General features: G+C 71.5%; 13 protein-coding genes. 6 read left to right on the forward strand and 7 right to left on the reverse strand.

Annotation, left to right across the window (positions count from 1 at the left end; genetic code table 11):
* Nucleotides 1-79 precede the first annotated feature (79 nt).
* The 4 genes from MMF94_RS06605 (at nucleotide 80) to MMF94_RS06620 (ending at nucleotide 5,702) form a co-directional block, all read left to right on the forward strand.
* Entirely contained in the window at nucleotides 80-1,486 is a 1,407-nt protein-coding gene (locus tag MMF94_RS06605; protein ID WP_241035365.1) for an FAD-binding oxidoreductase, read from the forward strand.
* A gap of 5 nt (nucleotides 1,487-1,491) precedes the next feature.
* Nucleotides 1,492-2,904 (forward strand): AMP-binding protein, encoded by a 1,413-nt coding sequence (locus MMF94_RS06610; RefSeq protein ID WP_379660284.1) that lies wholly within the window; start codon nucleotides 1,492-1,494, stop codon nucleotides 2,902-2,904.
* 79 nt (nucleotides 2,905-2,983) lie between these two features.
* Nucleotides 2,984-4,519 carry a CYTH and CHAD domain-containing protein gene (locus tag MMF94_RS06615; RefSeq protein WP_241035367.1) on the forward strand — a complete coding sequence of 512 codons (1,536 nt, stop codon included), beginning with the start codon at nucleotides 2,984-2,986 and terminating at the stop codon, nucleotides 4,517-4,519.
* A gap of 160 nt (nucleotides 4,520-4,679) precedes the next feature.
* Nucleotides 4,680-5,702 carry a PHP domain-containing protein gene (locus MMF94_RS06620; RefSeq protein WP_241035368.1) on the forward strand — a complete coding sequence of 341 codons (1,023 nt, stop codon included), beginning with the start codon at nucleotides 4,680-4,682 and terminating at the stop codon, nucleotides 5,700-5,702.
* A gap of 91 nt (nucleotides 5,703-5,793) precedes the next feature.
* Here the strand turns inward: MMF94_RS06620 and MMF94_RS06625 are convergent, their stop codons facing one another.
* Nucleotides 5,794-6,729, reverse strand: a complete 936-nt coding sequence (locus MMF94_RS06625; protein WP_241035369.1) for a carbohydrate kinase family protein — start codon at nucleotides 6,727-6,729, stop codon at nucleotides 5,794-5,796.
* 339 nt (nucleotides 6,730-7,068) lie between these two features.
* Between MMF94_RS06625 and MMF94_RS06630 the strand changes: the two genes are divergently transcribed.
* Nucleotides 7,069-7,242 (forward strand): hypothetical protein, encoded by a 174-nt coding sequence (locus MMF94_RS06630; protein WP_241035370.1) that lies wholly within the window; start codon nucleotides 7,069-7,071, stop codon nucleotides 7,240-7,242.
* 63 nt (nucleotides 7,243-7,305) lie between these two features.
* Nucleotides 7,306-8,637, forward strand: coding sequence for an MFS transporter (locus tag MMF94_RS06635; protein WP_241035371.1), 1,332 nt, complete (start codon nucleotides 7,306-7,308; stop codon nucleotides 8,635-8,637).
* Nucleotides 8,638-8,752: 115 nt separating this feature from the next.
* On the opposite strand, the gene MMF94_RS06640 is transcribed toward MMF94_RS06635, so the two are convergent.
* From MMF94_RS06640 to MMF94_RS06665, 6 genes are all read right to left on the reverse strand, one after another.
* Nucleotides 8,753-9,196: an SRPBCC family protein gene (locus MMF94_RS06640; protein WP_241035372.1), complete on the reverse strand. Its 444-nt coding sequence runs from the start codon at nucleotides 9,194-9,196 to the stop codon at nucleotides 8,753-8,755.
* A gap of 43 nt (nucleotides 9,197-9,239) precedes the next feature.
* Complete coding sequence (locus MMF94_RS06645) at nucleotides 9,240-9,791, reverse strand: hypothetical protein (RefSeq protein ID WP_241035373.1); 552 nt, start codon at nucleotides 9,789-9,791, stop codon at nucleotides 9,240-9,242.
* Nucleotides 9,792-9,891: 100 nt separating this feature from the next.
* A complete protein-coding gene (locus MMF94_RS06650) occupies nucleotides 9,892-10,776 on the reverse strand; it encodes a WXG100 family type VII secretion target (RefSeq protein WP_241035374.1) in 885 nt (294 codons plus the stop codon).
* Nucleotides 10,773-11,072, reverse strand: coding sequence for a type VII secretion target (locus MMF94_RS06655; RefSeq protein ID WP_241035375.1), 300 nt, complete (start codon nucleotides 11,070-11,072; stop codon nucleotides 10,773-10,775). The genes MMF94_RS06650 and MMF94_RS06655 overlap by 4 nt, the downstream gene beginning before the upstream one ends.
* A complete protein-coding gene (locus MMF94_RS06660) occupies nucleotides 11,069-11,410 on the reverse strand; it encodes a YbaB/EbfC family nucleoid-associated protein (RefSeq protein ID WP_241035376.1) in 342 nt (113 codons plus the stop codon). Before MMF94_RS06660 ends, MMF94_RS06655 begins: the two co-directional genes overlap by 4 nt.
* Before the next feature lie 72 nt (nucleotides 11,411-11,482).
* Complete coding sequence (locus MMF94_RS06665; protein ID WP_241035377.1) at nucleotides 11,483-13,396, reverse strand: ABC transporter ATP-binding protein; 1,914 nt, start codon at nucleotides 13,394-13,396, stop codon at nucleotides 11,483-11,485.
* Between the last annotated feature and the right edge of the window lie 169 nt (nucleotides 13,397-13,565).

Raw genomic sequence — 13,565 nt, forward strand, 5'->3', positions numbered from 1 at the left:
GGCGCCGATCTCCCGCCGCTCTCGCCGTTGATCGGCTCCGGGAGGCGCGTTTCCACGCAGGGTTGGCTAGCGTCACGCCATGGCCGTTTCGGATGCCTCCGCTCCGCCCGATCCGCTCGTCGCCGACCTGTTCGCGGCGTTGCCCGCCGACCGCATCGTCACCGACGCCGCTGTCGTGGATGCCTATCAGCACGACGAGGCGGAGTGGGCACCGTACGGGCGGGCGGCGGCGCTGGTGCGGCCGCGCAGCACGGAGGAGGTCGCGGCGGTGGTCGCCGCGTGCGCGCGGGCCGGCCGACCTCTCGTCCCGCGCGGTGCAGGCACGGGTCTCTCGGGTGGCGCGAACGCGGTGGACGGCTGTGTGGTGCTGTCCACCGAGCGGATGCGCGAGGTCCTGGAGATCAACGCGGACGAGCGGCTCGCCGTGGTGCAGCCCGGGGTGGTCAACAACGACCTGCGCGCGGCGGTCGCCGAGCACGGTCTCTGGTATCCGCCCGACCCCGCGAGCTCCCCGTGGTCGACGATCGGGGGCAACGTCGCCACCAACGCGGGCGGTTTGTGTTGCGTGAAGTACGGGGTCACACGTGACTACGTACTCGCGTTGGAGGTCGTCACCGCTGCGGGCGAGGTCGTGCGTCTGGGGCGGCGCACTGCCAAGGGCGTGGCCGGATACGACCTGGCCGGGCTGATGGTCGGCTCCGAAGGAACGCTCGGGGTGATCACCGAGGTCACGGTGCGGCTGCGCCCGCTGCGTACGAGCCCGCCGCGGACGGTCGTGGGGTTCTTCGACGATCTCGCCGCCGCGGGTGACGCCGTCTCCCGGGTCACGGCGCGCGGTCTGCATCCCGCGGCGTTCGAGTTGATCGACCGGTTCTGCCTGCAAGCGGTGAACAAGTGGAAGAACGCCGGGCTCCCCGACAACGCGGCCGCGCTCCTGCTCGCGCAGACCGATCTCCCCGAGCCCGGGGCGCTGCAGGAGGCGGAGGCGATCCACGCCGAGTTCGTGGCGGCCGGGGCGCGTGAGGCGATGCTGTCCACCGACCCGGTCGAGGCGGAGGCGCTGTTCGACGCGCGCAGGCTCGCGTACCCCGCGCTGGAGCAGCTCGGCCAGGCGATGCTCACGGAGGACGTCTGCATGCCTCGGGGCCGGCTCGCCGAGATGCTCCGCCGCATCGACGAGATCGGGGCGCGGCACGAGACGTTCATCGCCACCGTCGCGCATGCGGGCGACGGCAACCTGCACCCGCTGATGCTCACCCCGCATGGCGACGAGGCCGCCAAGAAGCGGGCCCAGGCGGCGTTCGAGGACATCATCGACGCCGCGCTCGAGCTCGGCGGCACGGTGACCGGTGAGCACGGGGTCGGGCTGTTGAAGCTGGCCGGGATGCGCCGCGAGCTCGGCCCGCACGTCGTCGCGATGCAGCGGGCGGTCAAGGCGGCCCTGGATCCGCAAGGGATTCTCAACCCGGGCAAGGTGGTCGGGTGACCCGTCTGCTCCCCACCCTTCATGATCCGCAGGACCGTCCCGCGTTGCGCTTCGGGGTGGGTGACACGAGCCTCGCGCTGAGCTACCCGCAGCTCGCGGGTGCGGCCGGCGCGCTGGCCGCGGCGCTCGACGGCCGGCGGCGGGTGGCCGTTCACGCCACTCCGACGCTGCACACGGCGGTCGGGATCACCGCGGCGCTGCTCGCCGGCGTCACGGCCGTGCCGCTGAACCCGAAGCTGGGGGAGCGGGAGCTCGGGCACGTCCTCGCCGACGCGGCACCCGAGCTCGTGCTGGCGGCTCCCGGTGCGGAGCTCCCCGGGCCGCTGGCCTCGGTTCCCCGGCACGACGTCGACCTGGCTGCCTTGGCGCCGGTGCCCGGCGACGAGCCACCGGCGAGCGAGCCCGCGCTGGTCATCTACACCTCCGGCACGACCGGGCCGCCCAAGGGAGCCGTGCTGTCCCGCGGCGCCGTCGCCTCCAACCTCGACGCGCTGGCCGACGCCTGGGCGTGGACGGGCGAGGACCACCTCGTGCACGCGCTTCCGCTCTTCCACGTGCACGGGCTGGTGCTCGGGGTGATCGGGCCGCTTCGCCGCGGCGGGAGCCTGCACCACATCGGCACGCTCGACGCCCGGACGCTGGTCGAGGCGGGCGCGTCGATGGTCTTCGGCGTGCCGACGCAGTACCACCGGCTCGCCGACCAGCTCGAGTCGGACTCGGCCGCGGGCGAGGCGATCGGCCGCGCCCGGATCCTGGTGTCGGGTTCGGCGGCACTCACCGCCGTCGACCACGCACGGCTGCACCGGGCCACCGGGCTCGCGGTCCGCGAGCGCTACGGGCTCACCGAGACGTTGATCCTCACCGCCGCCCGTGCCGAGGACGAGCCGGAGCCCGGTGCGGTGGGTCGTCCGTTGCGGGGCACCGAGGTGCGGCTCGCCCCGCTGGCCGGGGAGCAGGCCGACGGCCTCGGTTCCGTCGAGGTGCGTGGCCCGGGGCTCTTCGACGGCTACCTCAACCGCCCCGACGCCACAGCCGCTGCGCACACCCCCGACGGCTGGTTCGTCACCGGCGACATCGGGCGCTGGACGGAGAGCGGAGTGCTCGCCCTGGTGGGGCGCAGCGCCACCGACCTGATCAAGTCGGGTGGCTACAAGATCGGTGCGGGCGAGATCGAGAACGCGCTGCTGGAGCACTCGGGGGTGGCCGAGGTGGCGGTCATCGGAGTGCCCGATGACGACCTGGGCGAGCGGATCGTGGCGTTCGTCGTAGCCGCGGGTCCGCCACCGGCCGAGCGCGATCTGGTCGATCACGTCGCCAGGTTGCTGGCGCCGCACAAGCGCCCGAGGGAAGTCCGGTTCACCGACGCTCTTCCCCGGAACGACATGGGAAAGGTGGTGAAGGCCCGGCTGCCGCGATGACGTTGCGTCGGTCGGGTGAAGTGGGCCGCAGGATCCGCGAGATTGCATCTCGACGCGCCGACGCGGGCACACTGATCGGATGACTGAGACGACGACCCGCACCTCGGACCGGATCTACCGTGGACCTGCAGGATCGGGAGTCCCCCGCCTCGCCGCTCTCCCGGGGGTCCGTCGCGACGTGGTCCTCCCCCAACAGGTGCTCGAGTCCGAGCGCTACGACACCGACGACCGCCGACTTGCGGCAGCCGGCATCACCCTGACCCTGCGCCGGACGCCGGACGGCCCGCCGCAGTGGCACCTCCACCTCCCCGACGGCGGCCCTGCCGAGGACCTGCGTGTCCCGCTCGCCTCCGACGCCGGGGTCGCTCCCGCCGTGCCGGGCGAGCTCGCGGAGCTGATCCGCGGGGCCGCGCGTGATCGTGCTGTCCGGCCCGCCGGCCGGATCCGGCGGGTGCGCACCGAAGCGCGTCTCTACGGCGAGGGCGACCGCCCGCTCGCGGTGGTGGTGCACGACGAGGTCACCCTCGCCACCCTGGGCAGGGCCACCGAGGTGGAGGCCTGGACCGAGGTCGAGCTGCGCGGCGCCGCCGCCGACGACTCCCTCCTCACCGAACTGCAGAAACGGTTCACCGAGAGCGGGCTGCGGCACGCCGGGACCGCGCCCGACGAGGAGTTGGACCGCCTGCTTCGACCGGCCCCGAAGGCTCGTCCGGTGAAGGCCGGCAAGCGCGGCTCGGCCGGGGCGGTGCTGCTGGAGTACCTCGCTGCCCAGGCCGACCGGCTGGCGGCCGAGGAGCTGCGCGTGCGCCGCGGCGGACCGGATTCCGTGCACCAGATGCGCGTCGCATCCCGCCGCATGCGCAGCGCCCTGCAGGCCTACCGCAAGCTGCTCGACCGTCAGCGCACGGACCCGATCGTCGACGGCTTGCGTGAGCTGGGCCGCGCGCTCGCCCCCGCCCGTGACGCCGAGGTGCTGCACGAGCGGATCTCGGACGGGCTCGCCGCGCTCCCGGCGGAGTTGCGGCTCGGCCCCGCGCAGGCGCAGATGACGCGGTACTTCGCCCGGGCCGAGGCGGAGGCCAACGCCGCTGTGCTCACCGAGCTCGACAGCGAGCGTCACGCCGAGCTGCGCTCGGCCATCGACGCGCTGATGGAGCGGCCCCCGCTGACGAAGCGAGCCGCCCGTCCCGCACGCAAGGAGATGCCCAAGCTGGTGGCCCGCACCGCCAAGCGGTTGGAGGATGCGGTGAAGATCGCCCACGACCCGACGGCCGAGGAGTCCGAGCGGGACGTCGCGGTGCACAGCGCTCGCAAGGCCGGGAAGCGCCTCCGGTACGCCACGGAGGTGGCCACGCCGGCCGTCGGGACGGACGCGAAGCAGTTCGCGAAGGAGCTCAAGGGCTTCCAGTCGGCGCTCGGAGAGCACCAGGACACCGTGGTCGCCCGCGAGACGCTGCGCGAGCTGGGCACGCTGGCGCACCCGGCGGGGGAGAACGGCTTCAGTTTCGGACTGCTCTACGGGCGCGACGCCGCCCGTGCCGAGGAGATCGAGCGCGACCTCCCGGCGCTGTGGGCGCAGGCTTGGAAGCGCCGCAACCGCCGCTGGCTCCGCTGAGTCCCGGCCCGGCTCACACACGGAACGGGCGACCCGCGGGACTTCCCGCGCATCGCCCGTTCTCGTGCGCGGGTCATCCGGCTCGGAGCACGTGGCTTCCTGCGCCCGGCGGGCGTCCGGTTCGCCGTCCTGGCGGAGTCCCCGTGGCACCATCGCCGTCGTGAACGAAGCTCGGGACGCCGTTGCCGACCTACGCCGGATCGCCTTCCTGCTGGAGCGGGCGCACGAGTCGACCTACCGCGTGCGGGCGTTCCGCACGGCGGCTGGGGTGCTGGACAGGCGCGACGCCGACGAGATCGTGAGCTTGGTCCGCACGGGCGAGCTGGTGCGGCTGAAAGGCGTGGGTGAGGTCACCGCGCGCTGCGTGACGGAGTCGGTCGCGGGGGAGGAGCCCGACTACCTGCGCAAGCTGGAGGAGGCGGAACTCCCTCCGCTCGACGAGGCCGCCACGGCACTGCGGTCGGCGATCCGGGGCGACTGCCACACCCACACCGACGCGTCCGACGGCGGCTCCCCGCTGCGGGAGATGGTGCAGACGGCGCAGGAATTGGGCCACGAGTACATGGTGATCACGGATCACTCGCCGCGGCTGACCGTCGCGAACGGGCTGTCCGCCGATCGCCTGCGCGCCCAGATCAGGCAGATCGCCGACCTCAACGCGGAGCTGGGCGACGGTTTCCGTGTGCTCACGGGGATCGAGGTCGACATCAACGAGGACGGCTCGCTCGACCAGGACGATGACCTGCTCGCCGAGCTGGACGTCGTGGTCGCGTCGGTGCACTCGAAGCTGCGGATGCCCCGTGCCGAGATGACCGAGCGGATGCTGACGGCCGTCGCGAACCCGCGCGTCGACGTGCTGGGGCACTGTACGGGCCGGATGGTCACGGGCAACCGCAAGCGCCCGGAGTCGCAGTTCGACGCCGATGAGGTGTTCGCCGCCTGCGCGGAGTACGGCGTCGCGGTGGAGGTGAACTCCCGGCCCGAGCGGCTGGATCCGCCGAAGCGGCTTCTCCGGCTGGCGGTGGAGGCGGGCTGCTCGTTCACGATCGACACCGACGCCCATGCGCCGGGGCAGCTCGACTGGCTCCGCAACGGGTGCGAACGCGCCGCCGCCTGCGACGTTCCGGCGGACCGCGTGCTGAACACCCACCCGCTCGATCGTCTCCTGACACGCACCCGCTGACCTGCGAGCCGTCGGCGACATGGACACGTGTCGCGGAACGTGCGCGGTTTCTTTGCGCGATATGTGTCCATGTCGCGGCTGAGACCGGCGATCAGGGGCGGCGGGCCGGCAGGTCGTCGGCGGTGGGTGGGTCGGCTCCGCGCCGGGAGCAGGTGATGGCCGCGGCCGTGCCGGCCTCGTCGAGCAGGGCGTCCAGCGTCTCGGCGTCGACGACCCGCAGGCCGGGGCGCGCGGCCGCACCGAGCAGGTGCCTCCGGTGCAGGCCGGCGAGCAGGGCGGCGGAGAACGTGTCGCCGGCGCCCACGGTGTCGACGACGGGCACGGCCACGCCTGGCCGGCGCGTGCGCACGCCCGTGGCGGTGCCGGCCAGCGCGCCCTCGCCGCCGAGGGTGACGGCGACGATCGCGGGCCCGCGGCCGAGCCAGTCCTCCAGCACGGCCTCCGGCGTCGAGCCGGGGACGAGCCACTCGAGATCCTCGCTGCTCACCTTGACCACGTCGGCCACCGCGAGCATTTCGTGCGCACCGGCGAGCACCTCGGCGGGATCGCCCATGAGCAGGGGGCGGCAGTTGGGGTCGTAGCTGATCGTGGCGGTGGGCGCGGCGCGGGTGAGCAGGTCGCGCAGGACGGCGGCGCCGGGTGGGGTGGTCAGGGCCAGCGAACCGGAGTGCAGTGCGACGACCGGCCCGTCGAGCGCCCCGGCCAGCTCCTCCGGTGTCCACTGCCAGTCGGCGGTACCGGTGATCCGGAAGTCGTAGCTCGGCCCTCCGTCGGCGTCGACGGCCACCATCGCCATCGACGTCTGCTCGCGGGCGTGCACCGCATGGTCGAGCTCGACTCCGTTGACGGTGAGGTGCTCGCGGATCCGGCGGCCGAGCATGTCGTCCGCGATGCGGGCGAGTAGCCGCGCGGGCACACCCAGCCGCGACAGCGCGACGGCGACGTTGGCCGGGCTGCCGCCCGGTGCCACTTCGAAGTAGCCGTTCGCGGGGGCCGGGACGAGGTCGACGAGCGCCTCGCCCGCCACGGCGACGATGCCGGTCTCGCTGTGTGGAGTGATGGCCGCTCCTCTCGTCGGGACGGGTGATCACCCGCCGCCCGTCATGCTGGCGGGTGTGAGCGGTCGGCGCCATCCTGGTCGTCCTCCGGTTCCGGCGGGGCGGGCGCACAGATGGAACGAGCGGCATTCTCGTCCGGACTTATCGCCCGAAAACGCCAATCGTTCAACGGGGAAGGGTCGTGCGGTTTTCATGACCGTAACGACAGGGTGCATTGACATCGTCCGGTCCGGACTGCAGCGTTATCTGAGCCTCTAGTGGCCAGTGTGTGTCGGCTGCCGCCGAGGAGAACTCGAGAGGACCGGTTGGTGCCCAAGCAAATCTTTGTCGCTTTTGACGTCGATGTCGGCGCGGTGGTGGCCCGGCTCGGTGCGTGCGGCGGCGAGGACTCGCCAAGCGACATCGCCCGCGGTCTCTTCGCCTGCTCGTTCACCATGACCATCGCAGGGCGAGGGTCGATGAGATCGACGACGATCATCTGAGCCGTTTCGCGCGGCCCTGGTACTGCTCCCCTGTTTCCGTTCTATTTCGAAGAGGGCACCGTCATGTCCGCTGTACCGGAGACAAGTACGCCGCAGCCATACCGAACCTTTTCACGGGTGGGTGTTCGAGCCACTCGAAAGGCGACCACCATCGCCTTCTTCGCCTGGCTTTTCGCCGTGTTCGACTACATCATGTTCGGCACGCTGCTGCCGCAGATCTCCAGCAGTTTCGGATGGGACGACGCCACGGCGTCGTTCATTTCCACCCTGGTCTCGGTCACCACCGCGGTCATCGCTCTGGCCGTCGGGCCCATCACCGACCGCATCGGGCGCCGCAAGGGGATGATCCTCACCGTCTCGGGTACCGCGGTGGCGTCGGCACTCTCGGCCGTGACACCGAGCGCCGCCTACCTCATCGGCGTCCGATCCCTCGGTGGACTCGGACTGTCCGAGCAGGCGGTCAACGCCACCTACCTCAACGAGATCTACGCCGTCACCGACGACGAGGCGATCAAGAGGCGACGCGGCCTGATCTACAGCCTCGTGCAGGGCGGCTGGCCGCTCGGCGTGCTCCTGGCCTCGGCCTGGGTCGCGATCTTCCTGCCGACGATCGGCTGGCGCGGCTGCTTCCTCCTCGCCGTGTTCCCGGCCGTGCTCATCGCGCTGATGCGGCGCGGTCTGCGCGAGAGCCCGCAGTTCGAGCTCGAGCTGCAGCTGCGCGCTCTGCGCAAGCGCGGCAGGCACGCCGAGGCCACCGAACTGGCGCGTTCCTACGGTGTCGACGAGCGGCCCGCCGCACCGTTGACAGCGATCTTCAAGGGACAGGCGCTGCGCAACACGCTGGTGCTCGGCCTCGCCTGGTTCATCAACTGGTTCGGCATCCAGCTTTTCAGCGTGCTCGGGACCACGGTGCTCACCGAGGGCAAGCACGTCAGTTTCACCAACTCGCTGGTGCTGCTCATCGTGGCGAACGCCGTGGGCTACGTCGGCTATGTGACGCACGGATTTCTCGGCGACCGGCTGGGTCGGCGCAACGTCATCGCGTTCGGATGGATCATCTCGGGAATCCTCTTCGCGCTGATGCTGACCGTCGCCGACGGCACGATCAGCGTCGTGATCCTCTACTCGCTCGGATTGTTCTTCCTGATCGGGCCGTACGCGGCGCTGCTGTTCTACATGGGTGAGTGCTACGACACGACGTGCCGGGCCACAGGCACCGCATTCCTCAACGCTCTGTCCCAGCCCGGCGCGATCGTGGCCGGCGCGATCGTCACGGGAATGCTGGCTAGCGGCTCGAACTGGGGCCATGCCGCGCTCATGGTCGGCGCGGTCGGCACCTTCGTGTCAGGGTTCGTCATGTTCGGTGCCCGCAAGGCACCGCTGCTGCAGGGCTGATGCCGTAGACGTGCAGCGCATGCGCACTGCGGCTGCGCACGCAGCGCTGCACGCCGCCGTGGCTCGACCGTCCCGACCGGGTCGAGCTGACAACGGACCGGATCAGGGGCCGACCTCAGGAACGGACGACGCCCACGAGGTTGGACAGCACCCCGTCGTGGATCCGCTGGAGGCCCTTCGGGGCGAACGTCCGCTCGAAGAAGCCGCCGATCCCGCTCGCGCCGTTCCACGTGGTCTCCACCGACACCACGGAGCGGCCGGCGCCTGCCGGCGTGACCGTCCACGTGGTGACCATGCTGGAGTTCGTGTCGCGCTCGACGATGCGGTCCTCGGCCGGGACGCTGACCTCCACCAACTGGTCACGCACGCGGCTCTTCGTCGCCTGCAGGGTCCAGTGCACGCGGCTGCCGGCCCCGGTGCCGCCGGCCTCCACGCGGTAGTCGCCGTAATGCTCCGTGAGGATCGACGGCCGGACCGTCTCGTAGTCCGCCAGCGCCGCTCGCACACGCTCCGCGGGAGCGTCGATCGTGCGTTCTGCCCGGGCTGTCACCTGTGCCATGGGCCCATCCTGCCCCCGCACCGCGCGGCGGCCCGTGTGGGTATCACGGTGTGGCCGGAGCTTTCTTGCCCTCCGGGGTGGCCGCGAACCACGTGTTGCCGATCGCCTGGCCCTTCGTCGTGCCCGGAGTGTCGCCGGAGTAGCGGTAGAGCGCCCAACCGCCGAGCGTGAGCTGGCTCGTGCCGTCGGAGCGCTGGACCATGCCGATCAGAGACTGGTCGACGCCCGTGAGCGAGAGCTTTCCTTCCGGGTCGACGATGATCGGCGGCCACTTCGCCGCGCACTCGCCTTCGCACGTGGCCGTCGGGGGCTTCGCTTTGTCCTGGTCGAAGCGGTAGAGCGCGTAGCCCTGGCCGTCCGTGACGATCGTGCCGAGCGCGGGAGTGTCGCGAGCTATCAGCACCGCGCCCCCCTCGGCGGGGGCAGCCGCGGGGGCGGGGGCACCGGAACCGCCGTCCGAGGGCGGCTGGGCCGACGGGGCGGACAGGGGAGCGGGGTCCGACGTGTAGCCGTCGCCGGCGTCTGCGCCGCACGCGCTGAGCGCCAGGGTGGCGGCGGTGAGTGCGGCGATGGGGAGGAATCGGGGTAGGTGCACGGGGAGCTCCTCGATCAGGCGACCAGTTCGGGGCTGGCCGACACGTCAAAGGACACGTGTGTCGGGCCTGGGTGGTTCACCCGATTTCGGGACGCCGAGGTCATCGCGAGGGCTGCTGCGGCGATGGGTTCTCGAGCGCCGTGCTGGAGAACTGCTTGCCCGCCTCCACCACCTCCGCGGCGGGAACCTGTCCGAGCGGCTCCTGCATGTAGTGAGCTCCGGCTCGTGCATCGGCTGCCGTGTGGCGCATCCCGGCAACGAGCGCGCCTGCCGTGGTGGCGGCGTCCGACAGTGCGTCGAGCAATGAGGAGATGCGCTCGGCGATCGTGCGGGCGAGGCGGTAGGCCTCCAGCGCAACCGCGGTGATCGCGGCGGCGGTGGACCCGGCCAGCGTGACGGTCGCGGCCGCCAGCGCGGCGAGCGCGGTGCGTGCAACCCAGATGAGGAAGTCGGCGATGAGGTCGCGGACCAGGGCGCGGACGGTGCCGACGGCCGCTCCCGAGCCGAGCACGAGCTGCGCGAGCTGGTCGGCCGTCGCGGCCACGTCGACGACCGCGCCCGTGTATCGGCCCACCGCGCCCCGGTAGGCCTCACCTGCGGGACCTGCCCAGCCCGGCACCTGCGCCGCGGTGTGGTCGGCGGCCACCGCGCGAAGTTCACCGGCGATGTTGCTCCAGGTCTGTGCCTGGGCGGTGACCTGCAGGGGGTCGCCCGCCAGCGCGTCGAGCGGCTCGCGCAGGAACCAGACGTGTTCGATCAGCCATCCGATGCTCGACGACATCAGCGCGCCGAACGGGTCGGCGATGGCGCCCAGGGTGTCGAGGCCCGCGCCCGCGGCCGCCCAGGCGATCTCCATACCGTCAGGGGCAGGCTTTCCCACGGCGTCGGCGACGTCCGCCCAGCTCGAGACGACCCCCGCGCCCTCCAGATCAGGGGTGGGCTCGCGCTCCGCGACGAGGGAGTCGCCGGTGGGGATCTCGGTCATCGCGCCTCCCCGAAGCCGGTGGTGGTGTGGCGTTCGACGGCTCGGTAGGCCTCGGACGTGGCGCGCACCCCGTCGGCGATCGCCCAGGCCTGCTCGGCCAGGCTCCCGACGACGAGCGATCCGGCCCGAGTTGCCTCGCTCGCGGCGCCGGCGAAGACCTGCCCGATCTGCCCGTAAGCGCTGAGGTCGAGCGGCCGGGCGGCGGCTGCGACCGCGCGCATCCGGGCGGCGAGTGCGTCGACCTGCGTGGCGTGGGTGTGGAGCGCCACGTCGTCGACCTCGAACCCGCCGGTCATCGCTCACCGTCCGGCAGGTGGGACCGCAGGATCTCCGTGGCCTCGGGCCCGATCAGCGGAGCGACGGCAGCAGTGGCCCGCCGAGCGGCCTCGGCCCGGGCCTCACGGGCAGTGGCCACCACGGCCGCGGCGAGCTGCACCCTGGTCATGGTCTCGGTGCGCTCGGACAGCACCAGCCGCTGCATCGCACCGGCCGGGTCGACCGTGACGGTGACTGCGCCGTCCCGGCTCGTCGCACTGGCCGAGACCCCCGCCAGCGCCCGCTGCGCCTGCGTGGCCCTGGCCCCGAACTCCTGCAGCCGCTCCCGGTAGGAGGCGAGCCACTGATCTCCGTCCATGGGGCGGACGGTACGGAGCAGGGCTGCCCCGCGGGGCCGTTCGGCAGAACTCGTCGCCGGCCCCGTCCGCGCCTAGCTCGGCTTGGAGCTCAGCACCGCACCGTTCGCCTCGGGAGACTCTCGCGGCCGAGGGGTCGGCCGCGGTTTGGCGGGCGCCGCGTGCAGCCGGTAGAGCTCGGCGTAACCGGGGCTCGTGGTGAGCAGCTCGGTGTGGGTGCCTGCCGCGGTGATGCGGCCCTTCTCCAGGTACAGGATCCGGTCGGCGTCGGTCACGGTGAGCAGGTTGTGCGAGATGACGATCGTGGTGCGGCCGGCCATGAGCCGGCGCAGCGGCACGAGGATGCGCCGGGTCGACTCGGCGTCGAGGCCGGTGGTGGGCTCGTCGAGCAGCAGCACCGGAGGGTTGCGGATCATCGCTCGGGCGATGGCGATCCGCTGGCGCTGGCCACCGGAGAGCAGCCGGCCGCGCTGTCCGATGCGGGTGTCGTAGCCCTTGGGCAGCTGGTTGATGAAGGAGTTGGCGTCGGCTGCGGTGGCGGCCTCGATGACCTCTTCCTCGGTCGCGTCCGGCCGGCCCCAGAGAATGTTGTCGCGGATCGTGCCGTCGAAGACGAGCGTCTCCTGCAATACCGGGGTGACGTTGCGTTTGAGGTCGGCCAGAGCCAGGTCGCGCAGGTTGTGACCGTCGAGCGTGATGGATCCCGAATCGGGGTCGAAGAACCGCAGGATCAACTTCGCCAGGGTCGACTTGCCGGCTCCGCTCGGACCGACCAGCGCGATGCGTTGCCCCTGCTCGACGGTGAAGTCGATGTCGGACAACGCGGGCTTGTCCGTGTCCGGGTAGTGGAAGGAGAGGTTGCTCACCCGAAGCTCGCCGGCGGCGCGCTCCAGCGGTTCGGGCTCGGCGGGCTCGTCGACAGCGGGTTTCAGGTCGAGGAGCTCGATCACCCGCTCGGCCCCCGCGCTGGCGGAGAACAGCTCGTTGGTCAGGTTGCCGATGCCCTGGATCGGCCCGTAGAGCTGGGTGAGGTAGGCGACGAAGGCCAGCACGCCGCCGAGCGTGATGTTGTTGTTGGAGAGCTCCCACACGGCGAACCCCACCACCAGCAGGACGCCGACCACCTCGAGCAGGTCGGTCAGCGGCGAGAACAAGGCCTGCAGGCGGGTGGCACGCATCTGGGCGCGGAAGCTCGCGAGGTTCTCCTTGTCGAACCGGTGCTGCTCGTCGTCCCACCGGTCGTAGGCGCGCACCAGCGAGGCGTTGCTGAAGCTCTCCTCGGCGACCGAGGTGATCGAGCCGGTCTTGCGCCGCTTCTCCCCGGACGCCGACTTGATCCGGCTCGAGAAGGAGCGGGCGATGAGGAGGAAGCCCGGCGCGGCGATCAGCGAGGCGATGGCGAGGCGCCAGTCGAGGTAGAACAGCGCAGCGACGAAGAATGCGAGCTCGAACACATAGGTCAGCGCCGTGCCCAGCCCGGAGAGGATGAGAAGCTCGATCGCCGTGATGTCACCGGTCAGCCGGGAGAGGATGTCGCCCAGCTCGTTGCGGTCGAAGAAGGCCGACGACTGACGGTGCAGGTGACCGAACACCTTGCTCCGCAGGTTGAAGATGAGCCGCTCGCCGATGTAGGCCGCTAGGTACTCGTCGAAGAACGAGATGACGCCGCCGACCACGGTCAGTACGAGGTAGGCGCCTGCGACCTCCGGGAAGAGATGGAAGTCGTGCGGCTGGAGCACGTCGTCGATCAGGATCTTGAGCAGGTAGATCGTCGCGGCGCTCAACAACGGACCCACCACGACGAACAGCAGACTCAGCCACACCCGACCCCGAAACGGACGGGTCTCGGGCCAGAAGCGGCGAAAGATGTTGGTCAGGCTCATCCCCGGCGCTTCCGGCCGGAGGTCTGAGGCCACCAGCAGATCGGTGACGGTGGTCAATCGCGTCGTCGGCGTGTCGGACGCGTGCTTGGCGTGGCGTGCGCTCATTTTTCTCAACCCCGGACCACCGGGTGGCCCCGCCCGCTACGGCGAGGCCACCCCCGGTAGATCAGTCAGTGGCGGCCGTGGTGGTAGCCGCCGCCGTGGTGGTAGCCGCCGCCGTGGTGGTAGCCGCCGCCGTGGTGGTAGCCGCCGCCGTGGTGGTAGCCGCCGCCGT

Source organism: Pseudonocardia alaniniphila (assembly GCF_022524485.1).
Classification (GTDB): domain Bacteria; phylum Actinomycetota; class Actinomycetes; order Mycobacteriales; family Pseudonocardiaceae; genus Pseudonocardia; species Pseudonocardia alaniniphila.